This window comes from Thermococcus eurythermalis (genome assembly GCF_000769655.1).
GTDB classification, from domain to species: Archaea; Methanobacteriota_B; Thermococci; order Thermococcales; family Thermococcaceae; genus Thermococcus; species Thermococcus eurythermalis.
The window spans coordinates 1,998,195-2,014,816 of the sequence record NZ_CP008887.1 but is presented as its reverse complement, the minus strand read 5'-3'; the positions used below and the strand labels follow the sequence as shown (position 1 = coordinate 2,014,816).

The 16,622-nt window shown below is 54.4% G+C and carries 22 protein-coding genes and 1 tRNA gene; 6 read left to right on the top strand and 17 right to left on the bottom strand.

Annotated features, from left to right (window positions below; all coding sequences use genetic code 11):
* The first annotated feature begins 18 nt into the window (after window positions 1-18).
* On the top strand, window positions 19-720 hold the full coding sequence (locus TEU_RS10810; RefSeq protein ID WP_050003786.1) for a hypothetical protein: 702 nt from the start codon (window positions 19-21) through the stop codon (window positions 718-720).
* Here TEU_RS10810 and TEU_RS10805 read toward each other — a convergent pair.
* Window positions 670-927: a hypothetical protein gene (locus TEU_RS10805; protein WP_050003988.1), complete on the bottom strand. Its 258-nt coding sequence runs from the start codon at window positions 925-927 to the stop codon at window positions 670-672. The genes TEU_RS10810 and TEU_RS10805 overlap by 51 nt on opposite strands.
* 46 nt (window positions 928-973) lie before the next feature.
* Between TEU_RS10805 and TEU_RS10800 the strand changes: the two genes are divergently transcribed.
* Window positions 974-2,896: a helicase C-terminal domain-containing protein gene (locus tag TEU_RS10800; protein ID WP_050003785.1), complete on the top strand. Its 1,923-nt coding sequence runs from the start codon at window positions 974-976 to the stop codon at window positions 2,894-2,896.
* Here the strand turns inward: TEU_RS10800 and TEU_RS10795 are convergent.
* The 6 genes from TEU_RS10795 to TEU_RS10770 all read right to left on the bottom strand — a co-directional run bounded on the left by TEU_RS10795 (window position 2,883) and on the right by TEU_RS10770 (window position 7,420).
* The gene (locus TEU_RS10795) at window positions 2,883-3,245 is read right to left on the bottom strand and encodes a hypothetical protein (RefSeq protein WP_050003784.1); all 363 of its coding nucleotides are present in this window, start codon (window positions 3,243-3,245) and stop codon (window positions 2,883-2,885) included. The genes TEU_RS10800 and TEU_RS10795 overlap by 14 nt on opposite strands.
* A gap of 529 nt (window positions 3,246-3,774) precedes the next feature.
* Window positions 3,775-3,882 (bottom strand) — tRNA-Met (locus TEU_RS10790).
* Between the two features lie 63 nt (window positions 3,883-3,945).
* The gene (locus TEU_RS10785) at window positions 3,946-4,560 is read right to left on the bottom strand and encodes a rhomboid family intramembrane serine protease (RefSeq protein ID WP_050003783.1); all 615 of its coding nucleotides are present in this window, start codon (window positions 4,558-4,560) and stop codon (window positions 3,946-3,948) included.
* A complete protein-coding gene (locus TEU_RS10780; protein ID WP_050003782.1) occupies window positions 4,550-5,320 on the bottom strand; it encodes a bifunctional fructose-bisphosphatase/inositol-phosphate phosphatase in 771 nt (256 codons plus the stop codon). Before TEU_RS10780 ends, TEU_RS10785 begins: the two co-directional genes overlap by 11 nt.
* A gap of 5 nt (window positions 5,321-5,325) precedes the next feature.
* Window positions 5,326-6,135 carry a DUF63 family protein gene (locus tag TEU_RS10775; protein WP_050003781.1) on the bottom strand — a complete coding sequence of 270 codons (810 nt, stop codon included), beginning with the start codon at window positions 6,133-6,135 and terminating at the stop codon, window positions 5,326-5,328.
* Between the two features lie 31 nt (window positions 6,136-6,166).
* Window positions 6,167-7,420: an ATP-binding protein gene (locus TEU_RS10770; RefSeq protein WP_050003780.1), complete on the bottom strand. Its 1,254-nt coding sequence runs from the start codon at window positions 7,418-7,420 to the stop codon at window positions 6,167-6,169.
* 195 nt (window positions 7,421-7,615) lie between these two features.
* On the opposite strand from TEU_RS10770, the gene TEU_RS10765 reads away from it, so the two are divergent.
* Both TEU_RS10765 and TEU_RS10760 read left to right on the top strand, forming a co-directional pair.
* Window positions 7,616-8,659, top strand: coding sequence for an NAD(P)-dependent glycerol-1-phosphate dehydrogenase (locus tag TEU_RS10765; RefSeq protein WP_050003987.1), 1,044 nt, complete (start codon window positions 7,616-7,618; stop codon window positions 8,657-8,659).
* Between the two features lie 34 nt (window positions 8,660-8,693).
* Complete coding sequence (locus tag TEU_RS10760; RefSeq protein ID WP_050003779.1) at window positions 8,694-9,128, top strand: UPF0179 family protein; 435 nt, start codon at window positions 8,694-8,696, stop codon at window positions 9,126-9,128.
* Here the strand turns inward: TEU_RS10760 and TEU_RS10755 are convergent.
* The 3 genes from TEU_RS10755 to TEU_RS10745 all read right to left on the bottom strand — a co-directional run bounded on the left by TEU_RS10755 (window position 9,125) and on the right by TEU_RS10745 (window position 11,695).
* Entirely contained in the window at window positions 9,125-10,114 is a 990-nt protein-coding gene (locus tag TEU_RS10755) for a 5-oxoprolinase subunit C family protein (protein ID WP_050003778.1), read from the bottom strand. The genes TEU_RS10760 and TEU_RS10755 overlap by 4 nt on opposite strands.
* Window positions 10,107-10,793, bottom strand: coding sequence for a 5-oxoprolinase subunit PxpB (gene pxpB / locus TEU_RS10750; protein ID WP_050003986.1), 687 nt, complete (start codon window positions 10,791-10,793; stop codon window positions 10,107-10,109). The genes TEU_RS10755 and pxpB overlap by 8 nt, the downstream gene beginning before the upstream one ends.
* 134 nt (window positions 10,794-10,927) lie before the next feature.
* Window positions 10,928-11,695 (bottom strand): LamB/YcsF family protein, encoded by a 768-nt coding sequence (locus TEU_RS10745; protein WP_050003777.1) that lies wholly within the window; start codon window positions 11,693-11,695, stop codon window positions 10,928-10,930.
* Window positions 11,696-11,754: 59 nt separating this feature from the next.
* Between TEU_RS10745 and TEU_RS10740 the strand changes: the two genes are divergently transcribed.
* Window positions 11,755-12,243: a type II toxin-antitoxin system VapC family toxin gene (locus TEU_RS10740; protein ID WP_050003776.1), complete on the top strand. Its 489-nt coding sequence runs from the start codon at window positions 11,755-11,757 to the stop codon at window positions 12,241-12,243.
* Here TEU_RS10740 and TEU_RS10735 read toward each other — a convergent pair.
* Entirely contained in the window at window positions 12,228-12,761 is a 534-nt protein-coding gene (locus TEU_RS10735; RefSeq protein ID WP_050003775.1) for an adenylate kinase family protein, read from the bottom strand. The two genes, TEU_RS10740 and TEU_RS10735, sit on opposite strands and share 16 nt — an antisense overlap.
* Before the next feature lie 57 nt (window positions 12,762-12,818).
* Here TEU_RS10735 and TEU_RS10730 point away from each other — a divergent pair, with 57 nt between their 5' ends.
* Window positions 12,819-13,898 (top strand): DUF512 domain-containing protein, encoded by a 1,080-nt coding sequence (locus TEU_RS10730; RefSeq protein WP_050003774.1) that lies wholly within the window; start codon window positions 12,819-12,821, stop codon window positions 13,896-13,898.
* Between the two features lie 146 nt (window positions 13,899-14,044).
* Here TEU_RS10730 and TEU_RS10725 read toward each other — a convergent pair whose 3' ends face one another.
* The 6 genes from TEU_RS10725 to TEU_RS10705 are packed head-to-tail and all read right to left on the bottom strand — an operon-like array spanning window position 14,045 to window position 16,554.
* Entirely contained in the window at window positions 14,045-14,443 is a 399-nt protein-coding gene (locus TEU_RS10725; protein ID WP_050003773.1) for a hypothetical protein, read from the bottom strand.
* A 27-nt stretch (window positions 14,444-14,470) separates the two neighbouring features.
* A complete protein-coding gene (locus TEU_RS10720) occupies window positions 14,471-14,800 on the bottom strand; it encodes a hypothetical protein (protein WP_050003772.1) in 330 nt (109 codons plus the stop codon).
* Complete coding sequence (locus TEU_RS10715; protein WP_227738724.1) at window positions 14,790-15,257, bottom strand: type II toxin-antitoxin system VapC family toxin; 468 nt, start codon at window positions 15,255-15,257, stop codon at window positions 14,790-14,792. Before TEU_RS10715 ends, TEU_RS10720 begins: the two co-directional genes overlap by 11 nt.
* On the bottom strand, window positions 15,244-15,411 hold the full coding sequence (locus TEU_RS11800) for a hypothetical protein (RefSeq protein WP_169741393.1): 168 nt from the start codon (window positions 15,409-15,411) through the stop codon (window positions 15,244-15,246). The genes TEU_RS10715 and TEU_RS11800 overlap by 14 nt, the downstream gene beginning before the upstream one ends.
* Window positions 15,412-15,421: 10 nt before the next feature.
* On the bottom strand, window positions 15,422-16,279 hold the full coding sequence (locus TEU_RS10710) for a DNA-3-methyladenine glycosylase family protein (protein WP_050003770.1): 858 nt from the start codon (window positions 16,277-16,279) through the stop codon (window positions 15,422-15,424).
* Entirely contained in the window at window positions 16,246-16,554 is a 309-nt protein-coding gene (locus TEU_RS10705; protein WP_050003769.1) for a hypothetical protein, read from the bottom strand. The genes TEU_RS10710 and TEU_RS10705 overlap by 34 nt, the downstream gene beginning before the upstream one ends.
* Window positions 16,555-16,622: the final 68 nt, after the last annotated feature.

The following is a 16,622-nucleotide window of genomic DNA, read 5'->3' as shown; positions in this document are numbered from 1 at the left end:
GCCCAAAGGTGTCCAGCGATGGAATCAAGAGTGGCAGAGATGCCCTTCTCAGCGGACTGGGAAGCCGTGAAGTGGGTTGTATCACGATCGGGGGAGCTCTTCTTGTCACTGCCATTCGAGGCGGAGATTTCGGGGGAAGAACCCTTCGATGTCAGGATACACCTGAGAAAACGGCTGTTCAGCTTTGAGTTCCGGGGAAAGATGAACATTGCCTTCGCCGATTCGACTGCCACCTACATAATGAAGGGCACGAAGGGACTCCTCATCCTCTCGATCTCTGCTGGGGAGGGCAGGCTTGTGTCAAGGGCCTCTGCCGACCTCGTCGAGCGCTTTCTCGGCCGGAAGCTTGAGGAGCTTGCAAAGGGGTTTGGGCTGTCCATCTGCCGCTTCTCTGAGAGCTACCGGAGAATCGTTGGAAAAATCCTTCCAACGGGGAAGGGGGAGTTCTACGTGCGGGACTTGGCCTCTGAGGATCTCCCCCACCTCCTCAGATACCTCCGCTTCAGCCTTGGAAACGGGAGTTTTTCCCTCGCGGGACGTGGAGAGGGCGAGGAGTTCAGGATAACCGTCGAGAACGACGTGGTTAAAAACCTCGAGCACGAGAGCTCGGGTGGAAGCGCGATAGTCGAGGTTAATAAGCCCCTGCTTGACGTCGGTGAGGAGGACTTCTCAGGCCTCGAGCTCGGGGGAGAGTACTTCCTCAGTGTTCTCCGTCGGTGACTTCTTCTCAAGCTTCCACATCTCGTAGAGCAGAAAAGCCAGCCCCATTGCGATTCCCCCCAGGGCAAAGGGCCACTTCTCTGGCAGTGGGAGCCCCCTGTGCCACTTGTGGAGCAGGTAGTTCTGGTAGAGGAACAGGTAGCCAAGCCACGCTACAATCAGGGCTTCGATGCCGTATTCGACCAGCTTCTTCTCTCGCTCCTCCATCTCCACCACGGGAAAGGTTAAAAGTGGCCCGTTAAAAACTCTTCCCATGCAACCAGACCTCCAGTACTTTCCCTACGACACCCTCAGGCCCAATCAGGCGGAGTTCATTGAGCTCGTGCGCGAAACTGCCGAGAGGGGAGAGAACGCCATAATCGAGGCACCTACCGGCTTCGGTAAGACAGTGAGCGTTCTGGCGGGAGTTCTTCCAATAGCCAAAGAGCTCGGCCTCAAGGTTCTCTACTTGGCCCGAACGCACAGGCAGATGGACCGCGTTATAGAGGAACTCAAGGCGATAAACAGGAAGGCAAGGGTTTCCGGGGTTGAGCTCAGGAGCAGGAAGGAGCTGTGCCTCCACAACTACCTCACCCAGTTCACGAGCGACGCCTACACCGCCATGGTCGTCTGCAAGAACCTGAAGAAGCTTGGAAAGTGCCCCTTCTACGAGAACGAGAAGAAGAAAAAGGCCGAGTTCAACGAGCTTATCAACTTCTTCCTCGAGAGTCCGTCCCACCCCTCTGAAATCCTGAGCTACGCGGAGACGCTCGAGCTCTGCCCCTACGACCTCACGAAAAAAATAGCCGAGAAGGCGGACGTCATCGTTGCCAGCTACCTCTACGCGATAAGCCCCAGCATAAGGGAGAGCCTGATAAGCTCGCTCGGCGTGGATTACTCAGACCTGATAATCGTCTTCGACGAGGCCCACAATTTGCCGGACCAGGCCATCTCGGCTTTGAGCGACAGGCTGAGCATACACACCCTCAACAGGGCCATCAAGGAGGCCGACGAGTACAGGGAGAACGAGATAGCCAACTTCCTGAGCATACTCGGCAGGGGCCTTGAGTTGCTCTTCCGTGAGAAGCTCGCCGACAGGGAAATCCAGGAAACGCCGATTCAGCCAGAGCTGGTCTTCGTTCACCTGATGAGAACACTCGGGATAAGCGAGCGCTGGCTCGTCAAAACGCTGAACGAGATGGTCTCAATCGGCGAGGCAATTAGGGAAGACCGAATCGAGAAGGGCAAGCCGCCGAGGAGCTACATCGGCCGCGTCGGCGAGTTTCTGCTCCTATGGTTCTCGCTCATCGGCAGGGACGACTACCTCTTCCTGCTCAGCAGGGAGAAGGGTTTGAGCCTTGAGCTAGTTGCCCTTGACCCGTCGAAAGCTCTAACCTTCCTGCGTGACGTCCACAGCGCCTTCTTCATTTCCGGAACCCTTACGCCCCTCGAGGCCTTCAGGGACGTCATGGGCATCGAGAATGCCAGGCTGAAGAAGTTTCCGAGGATGGTGAAGCGTGAAAACGCGCAGGTTCTGGTCGCCAAAGACGTCTCGACGCGCGGTGAGGAGCGCTCGCTCCAGGTCTACAGGAAGATGGTGGACTACATAGTTGAGGCGGTCAAGCTAATCCCCAAGAACGTCGGCGTGTTTACGGCCTCGTATGAGGTTCTCCAGGGCCTTCTCTCGGCCAACCTTGAGGTTAGACTTGAGGGAACCGGAAAGGCCGTCTTCATCGAGAGGCAGGGAGTAAGCTCGGCCGAGAACGACGCGATGGTGGCGAGCTTTAAGGCCCACGCAAAGGGCAACGGGGCGGTTCTGCTCGGTGTCATGGGTGGGAGGAACAGTGAGGGACAGGATTACTCTGGCGACGAGATGAACGGGGTCATCCTGGTCGGGATTCCATACGCGAGGCCAACTCCGCGCGTTCAGGCCCAGATAAGGTACTTCGAGTGGAAGTTTCCTGGGAAGGGCCGTTACTACGGCTACTACCTCCCCGCTCACAGGAAACTGGTTCAGGCGGCAGGAAGGGTTCACCGCTCGGCGGAGGAGAAGGGCTCGATAATAATCCTCGACTACCGCGTTCTCTGGAGGAACGTCAGGAAGGACTTTCCGGACTGGATGGTGGAAACCATGAGGCCCGTTGACCTGGCGAGGATGAGGCTTTACTTGAAACGCTTCTGGCTCAGCGGACTGTGAACTCCTTTTCAACTCTAACCTTGGCCCCGTTCACGTAGGCCACCTTGACGACCTTGTATCTCCCTGGCGTGAGCTCCACCGGTAACTTTTGCTCTATCGTTTCACCGGGGATTAGGACGATTTTGCGGTTTAGAAACACTATCCCTGGGTCAAGCCTCTGCCAGAAACCGACGTACTCGTAGAGCTCAATCTCGTTGTCCGTCTCGACCTTGAAGGTGTTTGGGTTCGTTATCCAGACGACGAGTTCTCCCTTCCGGGGCTTGACGTCGATGTCGAGCTCGACCTCCGGTGGTGCGCCGACGTTTATGATCCCAACCCTGTCCTTGGAGGGAACTTTTACTATCTTCATCAAGCCGATTTTGGCGTTTTTCCAGAAAAACTTTCCGGTTGCGGGGTGTTTTGGCTGGTTTCGATATCTGGGTGTGCTCGGGAAGGCTTTTTTATCCAAACGGGAAACTTGCTCAAATTGAACTTTCAAGAATGAGCTGTCAACTTTGATGAAACCTTTGCTTGGCAACAAACTTTTGAGAAAAGTTTAATCTGTTTGATCTAAAGAATTCCCTTTCGTATCAACGGGTAAAAGTCAGTCGTGCACTAATTGGTTTGGCAGTTCTCAAGTGAGTTTAACCTCAAAAATCCACTTTCAAGCACTTTCAAACTTACTCTGGCGCCCTCCGGGCGCCTTCTCATAGTGAAATACTTGCAAAAGAGCAAATCCAATAGAAACTCACTCTAAAATTCTAAAATTTAGCAATTCAAAAGGCACTTAATCTTCCGCCAGCGCTGAAACTTTGCCCGGCAAAGTTTCATCAAAGTTTGTGATTCCTTTTGAAGGAGCTACGGGTTTTGATGAAACTTTTCGCCAGAAAAGTTTCTTATGGTGCCGGGGCGGGGCTTTGAACCCCGGACCTCTCGGTTTCTCAGGCTCCCCCGAAGGGGAGCGGCCCTATGAGCCGAGCGCTCTGACCAGGCTAAGCTACCCCGGCACGACCCGAGCGCTCGACCTATACCTTTCGGTGGGCGTTTTTAAATCTTTCGCTGGTGGTTGCCTAATAGTAGTCGTACGTGTAGGCCCAGGTGAGCCTTCTCTTTATGGCCTTTCCGTAGTAGTAGCCCATCAGGATGCCCACTACCATGCCGCCGAAGTGGGCTATGGCGTTGACCCTTGGCAGGATGCTGTTGACGAGGAAGAGCACGAAGGCGTTCAAGAGGGCCAGTTGCATGTTCCCGCCAATGACGCCGGTTATTGCTATCAGCGTCCCCGCGATACCGAACAGCGCCCCGCTGGCACCTGCGCTGACGAGGTTGGGTGGCGTGAGGAACAGTGTTAGCAGGTTTCCAGTCAGGCCCGAGACAATGTAAACGATCACGACCCGCTTGGGTCCAATGAGTCTTTCGAGCTGGCTGCCCAGTGAGAGTAGGAAATAGGCGTTGAAGAGGACGTGGATTATGTTGACGTGGACGAACATCGCCGTGAACGGCTGCCACCATGCCCCGAGGTGAAGAACGGCGTAGTTCCACTGACCTAGTGTAGCCAGGACGTCCCCACTAATCCAGAAAGGATTTTTACTCATAACTGCCTCCACTGCATAGACCGCGACGTTTATCAGGAAGAGGGTAAATGTCGCCCGCCCGTAGCGGTGGAGGTAGTGCTCAAGGCTCATTCTCCAGCGCCTCCAGGATTATTCTGAGTATTCTCTCGTTTGCGGCGGCTATAACGTTCGTGTTCACCTCTGCGCTCAGCTCAAGCTCAAGGGGCTTGCCACCTTCGTCCGTCACGATGCCCCCAGCTTCCCTCACGAGCATTACTCCGGCGGCTATGTCCGTCGGCCTCACGTAGTTTCTGATGTCAAAGACGCCGTCGAGAGAGCCTTTGGCCGTGTAGGCCATCTCCACCGCTATTGCTCCCAGGACTCGGACTCTCTTGACCTTATTTACCAGCCCAAGGGCCCTACCGCGCGTGTAGAAGCTTATCGCTTCCTTTCCTGGTTGGGGGTCGCTGACGTGGATTGGTCTTCCGTTAAGGTACGCCCCCTTTCTTGGAATCGCTTCGTAGAATGCTTTTGGGAAGAACTCGTAGATCGCCCCATAGACGGGCTCCTTTTCCTTGAAGACCGCAAAGCTGAACGCGAATATCGGAATGCCGACTGAGAAGTTGTAGGAGCCGTCCAGGGGGTCAACTACCACTGTGTAGTCGCTCCCGTTGTCAATCTCGCCGACTTCTTCGCTCACTATGTTAACGCTGAGGGGCTTGAGGTGCCTTATGATGATGTCTTCCGCAACCCTGTCTATGTACTTGGTCACGTCACCGCTCACGTTGGTTCCTACGTTTTCACCCGCTTTTTTCGTGCCGAACAGCGGCATTATTGTCTTCTCCAAGTCCTTTGCCATAGTAAATGCGATTTCGTTCCAGGCAAACTCCATACGTATCACCCCAGGAGAGTTATGAGCACGTTCCTCGTCCCGGGCCCGAACCCGAGAATGAAGACTGTCAGCTTGACGAAGTTAATAAGCTCGGGGTCTTCGTCAGTCATAAATTTATCGAGGACGTAAACGACGATGGTTATTACGGCGAGCTTCTCCAGGTACATAACGGCGGGCGTTCCAAGCAGGTTCATCAAGGTCCTCGCGAGGACGTGCTGTTCCCAGAACCCGAAGAACTGGATTCCAACAAACGTGGTTGTTGCGTCGTAGAAGTGGGTGTAGAAGAGAGTCCTGTTTTTCCTAACTAGCTCAAGCTTCTTTGAAAGGGCCCATATAACGGCCTCGGAGACGAGGAGGGCTGGGAGGAAGTACTTGAAGTATTCCCACCTAACCGAGACCCTGTTCCAGTTGATCACCATTATGAAGAGCAGTCCCGCGACGAGCACCCACCCGAAGTCGCGGTAGATTGGGTAGAGCTTCTCATCGGGCCCGAGGTGCCTCCAGACAGTCAGGAGGGACGCTATGGCAAAGCCCGCTATGACGAAATAACCACCGGGGCTGACTGTTAGGTACGTCCTCGGGAGCAGGCCTATGTCCGTTATGCTCCTCATCAGCGGGCCAAGGATTATGTAGGGCATGAGGGCGACGAAGAAGCGCTCGTCAACTTTTATACCCATTCTCTTGAGCATCTTGTGGAGGAGCAGGACGGCGATGCCGAGGATTATGGAATAGACGAGCGTGTTCACGGCGTTGTAGCCCTGATTGTACTTTATTGGGTCAATGAAATAGCGCTGAAAAAACTCTTCAAGGCCCATTCGACCACCAAAGACGGTACTTCCGATAGCCTTAAAGCTTTTCCGTGAGGAAGCCCCAGAGCGGAACGAAGCGGATTCCATCTTTCTCGTCTCTGTAGTCCCACGTTATCACAGTCAGGTTCTTCACGCCCAGTTTTCTGCCGGCAGACTTCAGGGCCTCGACTTCCCTCGACCTTACGTCTCCAGAGTCCAGCGCGTATGTGACTTGAATCAGCTCGACGGGCTGGCCTCTCTTAGTTATCACGAAGTCAACCTCCCTGTGGTTCTTGTAGTGGTAAACCTCCGCTTCCCGTCTCTTCAGTTCGAGGAACACCGCGAGTTCCATGAGCCTGCCAGTGTCCGGTGTGAACGAGAAGAGCCGTGAAAAGCCGGCATCAACCGGGTAAACCTTTGGAATTGAAAGCTCCGAGGTTTTTAGGGAGTAGCTGAACTTCTTCACCAAAAAGACGCTCATGGAATCCTCAAGGTAACTGAGGTACTCGTAGAGAACTCCCTTGCTGACCTTTATTCCCTGGGACTTGAGGGCGTTGTAGAAGGCATGAACGCTGAACTCCTTGGCGAAGGAGCGCATCAGCGAGCGGAGGAGGAGCTTCATCACGTGGAGGTTTCTAACGCCGTAGCGCTCCACGACGTCCTTGTAGAGAACCATGTCAAGGTACTCTTCGAGGAGCTTCTCCCTAATCGTCTCGTTATCCTCAAGAACGACCCTTGGAAAGCCTCCCCACTCGAGGTACTCCCTGAGGAGGGCCTTAAGCTCGGCCTCCCGCTTTGAGCTCAGAGGTCGTCTCATGTGGTATCCCCTCGCCCTCAGGAATTCCCGAAACGAGAAGGGGAGCATAGTGTAGGTCAGCGTTCTTCCCCTCAGCCTTGAGGCTATCTCCATAGAGAGGAGCTTTGAGGAGGAGCCGGTTACGAAAACTGAATACCCCTCGTCGTGGAGATACCTGACCATTCGTTCCCAGTCCTTGACAGCTTGAACTTCGTCGAGAAAGATGTAAACCGGCTCGCCAAAGGCCTCACGATGGAGTTTAAGAACGTCCATGATGTCCTTTGGCTCGAATCCCTCAAAGATGGGATGCTCGAAGTCTATGTAGAGAACGTCCTCGCGCGGAAGTTCTTTAATGAGCTGGTAGAAGTAGAAGGTCTTCCCGCTCCGCCGCGGCCCGATTAGGGTTATGATTTGCTCGCTCTTTAGGGGAACTCTCAATTCACGCTCAACGGTTTCTGGGAGCTTCTTCTCTTGGAAGTCCGCCAGGTACTGGAGGGTTAAATCTTTGTCAATCATAGTCTTTTATGAGAGGAAATATTATTTAAATATTTCCCTATTTAAAAGACCAAAATTGAACCCCTTGAGTTAAGCCATGCTGGCTCTCCAAAGAACCCAGGAAGTCTCCGGACTTTTTAAGGTCGCCATAGACGGTCCTTCCGATAGCCTTAAAGCTTTTCCTTCCGAGAGGTTAGGGGTGGGAGAATGAAAGGATTGCACCTAATGCAGCTTCCCCGCGAGGTTCTGCTCGGCGAGAACCTAAAGGGCGAGGTCGTAAACGTTGCGAGACGGCTCGGCCTTGGGGAGAGGGCTCTAATCCTGTACGGGCCTAAAACAAAGGAGATAGCTGGCAAAGACGTTGAGAACAACCTTAAATCGGAGTATGAAGTTGTTTCGCTCACTGTTAAAAAGGGCGCGACGATGGAGGAAGTCGAGAAGACTACCGGCGTGATAAGGGACGAGAGTATTGACTGGGTCATCGCTGTTGGGGGCGGGAGCATAATAGACGTCGCCAAGCTCGCTTCTTTTAAAACGGGAATTCCTTTCATAAGCTTTCCCACAACGGCGTCTCACGACGGCATAGCGAGCGCAAACGCTTCAATAAGGGACTTGGGCACGAAAACTTCGGTTAAGGCGGTGCCCCCAATAGCCGTCATAGCAGATGTCAAGGTCATAAAAACGGCACCCTACCGCTACCTCGCGGCTGGAGTTGGGGACACAATAAGCAACCTGACTGCCGTTAGGGACTGGCAGCTGGCCCACAGGATAAAAGGGGAATACTACAGCGAGTACGCGGCCTCGCTGAGCCTCATGAGCGCCAAGATGGTTATGAAAAACGCCGACATAATCAGACTCGGCAACGAGGAGAGCGTGAGGAAGGTCATAAAGGCCCTAATCTCGACGGGCGTTGCGATGAGCATTGCCGGCTCTTCACGGCCCGCGAGCGGTGCGGAACACCTCTTCAGCCACGCGCTCGACATGCTCCTCGACAAACCAGCCCTACACGGCGAGCAGACCGGACTGGGTACCATCATAATGGCATACCTCCACGGCATGAAGTGGGAGCGCGTTAGGGAAACCTTAAAGAGGGTTGGCGCCCCAACTACTGCATATGAGCTTGGGATTGACCCAGAGATTGTTATCGAGGCCCTCACGATTGCCCACACGATAAGGCCCGAGCGCTACACAATCCTTGGGAAGGACGGCCTTACCCGCGAGGCGGCCGAGAAAGCCGCTAAAATCACGGGGGTTATCTGACTATCATTCCTCATAACTTCAGGAGGTGTTTGAGATGGCCATAATCACGTTAGTCGGTGAAAAGCTTGCGAAACCGGGTGTTGAGTTCATATTCTATGGACCTGCCGAGCCATGCAAAACCTGCAAGCTGGCAGGGGTGTGCGTCGGAAACCTCGAACCTGGCAGGAGGTACAAGATTCTGCGCGTGAGGAGCATGCCGTCACACTCCTGCCCACTGCATGAAGGCAAGGTTCGCGTCGTGGAAGTGGTCGAGCCGAGCATTGAAGTTGCCATAGAGCCGAGGCTTGCCATAGTGGGCTCCATAGTCCAGCTGAAGTTCGAAGATTGCAGCGACCCGGAAAAGAAGGAGCTCTTCAGGCCAGAGGGACTCTTCGAGGGCGACCAGGTGAAGATAATTGAGATAACCGGAGAAGTCGAGTGCGACGGAAAGACGTACAAGGTCGCAAAGGTAATGAGAAAGAAGGACTAACCGACGAAGACTATTTCTTCCTCTTCTCCGATTTTCATCCGGTACGCCCTCATTTTTCCCTCAAGGAGGAGCCTTATCGCCTCGAGCGTTTTCTCTTTCCTCAGCAGTTCTTTCCTGGCTTCTTCGACGCTGACTTCCCTGAAGCGCACCCTGAAACCGGGCCTGAGCTGGGCAAGTCTGTGGCGGTGTGCGCTTATCACGACCCCGATTTTGGAGTAGCCGCCGGTGGTCTGGGCGTCGCGCATCATCACGATTGGCTTTCCGTTGGGGGGAACTTGAACGGAGCCGGGGACGAGCGGACTCGTAACGATTCCCGCACCCTTCTCGGAGTGCTCTATTGTCTTCCCATCGAGGCGGTAGCCCATCCTGTCCGATTCAGGCGTCACAGTGTAGGCCTCGCTCAGGAAAGTGCTCACGCCCTCCTCCGTGAAGTGCTCCAGGTCTGGGCCAAGGATGACGCCCACCGTTATCTCCTGGGCGGAATAGTCCGGCCTCAGCTCTTCTGGAAGGCGCTTCCCTTCTCTGCCCGTCAGTATCGCGTAGCCGAGGTTCAGGACATCGCCAGCTTTTAGTGGCCTTCCAAGGCCCGCCTTGGCATACGTTGAGCAGCTCCCGAGGAGGGGCTTGCACTTTATTCCTCCGGCGAAGGCGATGTAGCCGTAGAGCCCGCTCCTCAGCGCCCCGACTTCGAGTATATCCCCCCTCTTCGCCCAGTGGCTTGTCCAGGGTTCAACTGGAACGCCGTTTAGCCTGACCTCCACATCCCCCGCAATGGCAAAGACTGCTGAGGCGTTGAACCTGATTGTCGGCCCCATCAGGAGGAACTCCAGGAGGGGAGCGTCTCCAGAATTGCCGACGAGGTAGTTGGCTATTCTGGCCGAGTAGTCGTCCATGTAACCAGAAGTGGGAACTCCGAGCTTTCTATAGCCCTTCCTGCCGGAGTCCTGGATGGTGAGGAGTGAAGGGACGCTGATGAGCTCAATCATTTTCATTCCCCCATTCGGCCCTGTAGAGCTCGTCGAACTCTTCCTTATCAATCGGCACGAACTTTACCCTGTCTCCCGGTCTGAGCAGTGTTGGTGGCTCTCTTGGGGGGTTGAAGAGCCTTAGGGGAGTCCTACCTATAATCCTCCACCCTCCAGGGCTTTCTAGGGGATAGATGCCGGTCTGCTTCCCTGCTATCCCTACAGAGCCGGCCGGAACCTTCAGGCGGGGCTTCTCAAGGCGGGGCGTCGCTACCCTCTCGTCCATTCCTCCCAGGTAGGCAAAGCCTGGCAGGAATCCGAGGAAATAGACGCGGTAGATGGGTTTTGAGTGGATTTCAATGACCTCTTCAGGAGTCAGGCCGTTGTACTGGGCCACGAACTCCAGGTCGGGGCCGTATTCGCCCCCGTAGAGAACCGGGATTTCTACGAGTCTCCCCCCGACTCTCTCTGCCCGCACATCGAGTCCTTCTACCGCGCGCTTGACTCCCTCAAAGTCAATGAGCTTGGGATCATAGATTACCGCGAGGGAAGAATAGGCTGGAACAACCTCGACGAGCCACTCGAAGCCGGCCCCTGCTATGGCCTTCGTGAGTGCGTGGACGCGGTCGTTTACCTCTTCGTCTATGACCTCGCCAAAGGATATGAGCAAAGCCGAGTCGCCGAGGGGTTTAAAGTTCATTGTCTCCCGCTTGCGATCCCACTCCTTTCGAAGCTTCTTAAGGTCAATTTTCTCCTCAAATATCCCGAACGCCAGCTCAAGGTCTTTAATAAACGCCTCCTGATTTTCGTTGCCCCATGACTTTCGAAAGGCCCTCATTTTATGAGCTCCCCCATCGGCACTATCTTAACGCCCTCCCTCTCAAGGATTTCCCTGATGTGCCTCGCTATCTCCACAGCCTTCGGGTTGTCGCCGTGGACACAGATTGTGTCCGCTTTGAGCTCGACCCACTCGCCGTTTATCGCCTTGACACCGCCGTCCTTGACCATTGAGACAACGCGCTCCGCTATCTCGTCCTTATCATGGATTACAGCTCCGGGCCTCGAGCGCGGGACGAGGGTTCCGTCCGGGTTGTAGGCCCTGTCCGCAAAGACCTCGTGGGCGACTTTGACGCCCATCTCTTCCGCTATCTCCGCCGGCCTTGAGCCGGAGAGAGTCACGAATATCAGGTTCCTGTCGAAGTCAGCAATTCCCTCTATAACTGCCCTCGCGAGTTCCTCTTCCTTGACAAGAGCATTGTAAAGTGCTCCGTGTGGCTTAACGTGCTGGAGCTCAAGCCCCTCCGCCCTCGTGAAGGCGTAGAGGGCTCCAATCTGGTAGAGGATGTAGTTCCTCGCCTCCTCCGGTGTGAGCTTCATGTACCTCCTGCCGAAGCCGAGAAGGTCTGGATAGCCTGGGTGGGCACCCACAGAAACGCCCTTTCCCTTCGCGAGCCTCACGGTCTTCCTCATCACGAGCGGGTCTCCGGCATGCCAGCCGGTCGCGACGTTGGCGCTCGTGATGTAGTTCATGACCTCCTCATCGAGGCCGAGTTTATACCTTCCAAAGCTCTCGCCGAGGTCAGAGTTTAGGTCAACCTTCATCCCTACCACCGCCCTCATTTCGACGGAAATCTAAAAAAGGGTTTCTCCGAGTTAATGCCATGAAGGCTCATGTCATTGATGCTGCGGTCTTCATCCAGGGGTTTGATGTTGAAGGGGTTACAACACCAAAGGTCGTTGAGGAAGTCAAAGACCCGGAATCTCGGCTCTTCCTAGAGGGACTGATAAGCGCTGGAAAGGTAAAAGTCCTCGTCCCCTCCCTGGAGAGCGTTGAAGCCGTTAAGGAGGCCGCCCGGAAAACCGGGGAGCTGGGAGAGCTCAGCGAGGCGGATATAGAAGTCCTCGCCCTCGCCTATGAGCTCAAGGGGACGCTCTTCACAGACGACTACAACCTCCAGAACATAGCGAAGACTCTGGGAATAGAGTTCAGAACGCTCAAGCGCGGGATAAAGCGCGTAATCCGCTGGAACTACGTCTGCATCGGCTGTGGGAAGAAGTTCTCCGAGATGCCTCCTGAGGGAATGTGTCCCGACTGCGGGAGTCCTGTGAGACTGCTGCCGAAAAGAAAGAGGCGTCAGAGGCGGAGGTAAGGGATTACCTCATCATAAACCTCGCTCCAGTCAACAAGGCCGACGCGCTTCTTGACCCCCTTCTCAATCAGCTCCAGAATCTCATCCACGACTTCTTCGGGCGTCTTTCCAGTCGTGTCTACCTCTATGACGTTCTCGTTCTCTTCGAGCGCTTCGACCAGGATCACGTCAACGAGCTCGGCCTCGACGTTCTCTCCGATTTTTTCCTTTGAATAGCCCCTCTCAGTCAGCCTCTCGCCAACCAGCCTGGGGTGGGCCCTCAGGACTATCACTATATCCGCCGGAAGGAAGTGGCTCAGGTGGCCGTCAACGACGACGTCCTTTCCCTTGAAGTCCCGCTCGAAGTTGTAGGCCAGCTCGTCCACCTCGACCTCAAGCTCGTCGCCCTTCATTTCACCTATGTCATTCTCAAGCGCGTAGTCCCTCAGGTTGACGTACTCGTAGCCGAGCCTTTCCGCTAAAAGCTTTGAAACCGTCGTTTTTCCAACTCCCGGTGTCCCGGTTATTGCTATTATCATGTCACCACCATCCTCCATTTACCTCAAGCTTTTAAAAGCCTGGCCGTAGTTTCGGGCATGTACGAGTTCACCGAGGACTTCAGGCTCAGGAAAATTACGAAGTACGAGCTGGACGGTGTCGATGAGAGGGAAGACTTGGTGGTAATTCCTCCGTCCAGCAAGGCCGGGCCGTGCGGGAGCAACTGCCTGTTCTGTTACCTCAGACAGAACCCTCCGGAGATGATTTACAAGGTTTCCTTCCACGACACGCTGAACGACCCCGAGCTGGAGAAGAGGATTGCCTACGTTAGCGAGCACTACTCAGAGCTGTGGATTAGGGTCACTGACACCGCTGGAAACGTCGGGCTGGACGAGAAGAGAATCGAGAGTCTCCACGAAGCCGGCCTCGATGAGATGCAGATTTCTCTCCACACAACGAAGAAGGAGAAGAGAATCGCTCTCATGAGGAGCCCGCTCGCGGGCAGGTTGATAGACCTCCTCCCGCTGGCTGCCGAGACGTTCAGGATTATTGCGGACATAATCCTGACGCCGGGCTACAACGTGGACGACGTCGGCGAGATAATAGAGGATTTAGCCTCGATGGGCGTTGCCGAGGTGAGGCTCTTCCCGGTCGGCGTGACGAGGTACAACACGAACGTCAGGCCTCTGACGAAGGAAGAACTTATCTTCGTCAAGGAAACTGCCCTTGACGTGGGAAAAGAGGTTGGAATAAAGGTCGTCATTCCCCCAATCTTCAAGGCCCTCCTCGGCGAGTTCCGACTTGATATTAAGCCCTTTGAGATTGAGCCTGAGATACCCACGTACATACTGACCGGTGAGCTGGCCTATCCGGAGCTCAGGAGAGTCTTCCCGAGAATCCCCGTTGTGGCGGTCAAGAACGAGTTCTTCGGCGGGAACATAGGTACTGCTGGACTGCTCACGGGTAGAGATGTGCTGAGAACCGTTGAGAGGCTTCCAGAGGTGGATCTGGGAGTTGTTCTCCTCCCCGAGTTGATGTTCTATGGGGACAGAACACTCGACGGCTTCACGAGGGGAGAACTTGTTTCGAGAATCCTCGTGGAGAAGGGATATATGGTCGAGAGTGCCCTTGAACCGGCTGAGATACCGCGCCTTCTGGAAAAAGTCGGGGCGTTATAACGCCCCGGACCGGCTCGGCGCTCATAGGGTATATCATCGCCTTCGCTCATCCCGTCTTGGATTCCTCACGGCCGGCCCGGGACGGCGTCAGGGCCAGTCCTCGTCATCACAAAAGCTCGGTGCAATTCGCTGTCATCATCCGCGGTTCAACCTTGAAGGTAGTAGGATATAAGCTTTCTCAGTTCGGAGTTTCTGTTAAGAGGCTGTCTCAGGAAGCGCCTGAGCCCGTTGTTCTCGGCCATTAGACCTGATAACTCAATCGCTAGAAGCTTGTTGTCCTCGCTCACCCCGTACGCCTTAAAGCGGAGCGGGGCATACTCTTTTTCAAGCTCCCAGACTTTCCCTTCGAGTTCTTTGGCCTTTCCCTCAAGCTTTTCGAGATCTTCCTTTGACTCCTTGAACTCCCCGGTGAGGGCGAGGGTAATGACTCTCTCAGGAGGAACACCGTACCTCTCGCTAAGGCGCACTATCTCGCTCCATATCTCCGCGCTTATCTCGACCTCGATTTTTCCAAGACCCTTTTCGGGTTTGATGACGATCTTCATTCCGTTCACGCTCCATGAACGAACCGTTCACGATCTGTGAACTTTCTCAAGCTCTTTCTTCTTCTCTTCAACTCTCTTCCTGAGCTCCTCGTTCTCCTTCCTTAACCTGTCCCTCTCCGCCATCATGAGTTCCTTGTCCCTCAGCGCTTTCTCGTAGAACTCCCTGAGCTCCTCAATCTCACCTTCCATCTCGCGGAGCTTCTCTTCGAGCTTTGAAATTTTCTCCCGAAGGAACTCCTCCCGCTCGGCTTTGAGGGTTTCTTCAACCTTCGGTAGGTTCTCGCGGAGGAGGGCGTTGATATCACGGCCTTTTAAGGATTTGAACTTTTCGCGGGGGAGGGTGAGTTCAATCTTCATTGTCACCACGCTTTGAAAGCCATTTAAGGAACTCTTCGGGTGTTAGAGTCGTTATCTGCTTCTGTGCCTTCTTTTTGAAGCTTTCATCTCTTGTCACAAGCACGTCGCACCTTGATGCTATTGCAGATGCTAGTGCTACCAAATCATAGGGATCGGTGCCCAGCTTCAATTGGAAAGAAAACGCATCAATCAGTACGAGCTCGTTAGGAATATAAACTTCAATCCCAACGTCTTCAATCTCCTTGACTCGTTCTGGGTCTAATCCACTCCTTTTAAAGACGTGGGCGCTCTCCATGAGGGTGAAGATCGAGATGACCCCCTCGATTTTTTCCGCTTCAATAGCTTTCAAAATCTGAAGTGGGGCTTTCCATAGTTTGGCCCCCGTTTTTGGGTCTTCCTCCTTGAACCAGACGTTCAGGAGGACGTTTGTGTCCAGATATGCCCTAATCATACTCATCCTCCCTCATCTTCCTGATTAACTCTACACTGCTCATTCCCTTGGGAAGTTTCCCCTCCAATATGCCGAGCATTCTCTCTGCGGCGCCTTTTTTGGCCCTCTTCCGTGTTCTCATGTCCATCAGGAAGGAGAGGGTCTTCATGTCCACGAGCATACTACCACCTTTAGTCTCTCCGTCGGTTTCTTATTTTAACCTTCCTCTCCATCTCCGTCTTCCGGTCGTAGCAGGTGACGTAGAACGCCAAGAGGCCCTTCCACTTCCCGTAGGGCTCAAGCGTTTCCCTCACGTCCCTCTCGCGGACTTCCTTAACCCGTTTCCCGAAAATCTTCGCTATGCCCCTCCTAAGGCCGAGGTCTCCCGCTGGGTAGACGTTCTTCCTGAGGCCATAGGCGAGGAAGAGCTCCGCCGTCCACTTCCCTATCCCCCTGAACTTCGTGAGGTATTTAATGGCATCATCGACTTCCCAGTCCCGAAGTTCGAGGTTCAGCTGGCCTTTGAGGTAGAGCTGGGTGAGGGACTCTATGTATTCAGCCCTGTAGCCGAGCCTCGCCTCCCTGAGCTTCTCTCCGCCGAGGTTAAAAATCCGCTTGGCGGTCGGGAAGACGTGGAGGTCACCGATTTTCTCTCCAGCCAGTCTGACGAGGTTTTCTATCGTCTTTTGTGCGAAGTCAAAGTTCACCTGTTGCTGGGCCACAGTCTCGACCAGTGCCTGATAGGGGTCAGGTGCGGCGGGGGCAACGAGGCCGTAGAACTCGTCTATGAGGAAAGCGAAGGGTGAGTCGCTAATCTCGGCGTAGAAGGAGTCAAGGTCTGTATCAAGACCCAGGATAAAGGCTATCTTTTCCCTGGCTTCTTTCCGCTCGCTTCGTCCCCACTCCTCAGGGAAGTGGAACTCCCCGTCATAGACAACAATTCCGGTCTTCCCGTCGCTGAGCCTTATCGCCTGGTAAAACGTCCCGTCCCTGAAAGCCCACGTGCCGTTCCGTATCATTTCTCTTGCCGTTTTTTCAACGCTAACCATCGGTCGAGCTTTACGGGGTTGCGCTTTATATCCCTTAGGGTCAGAACCCAGAGCCTCCTCCCGTCAGAGGAACGCTTTATTTCGATCTCGCCCCTCTCCTCAAGGGATAACATTACTTCCTTGACTTTGTCGGGAGTCAGACCGAGCTTTTTCACTTCGTCCCAGAACGGCTCCTGGCTTGAGTGTCTCGCAAGCTCCATTATAAGCTCGTGGGCGAGCTTTTTCTTCTCTTCCCCTTTCGCCACGCGGTAGCGCCTGTACATTTCGGCGAGCATGCTACCAGTTGGGGCCGAACATATAAATGGATTTCTTAACTTTTCTATGCAGACAAAAGTTTTAAACG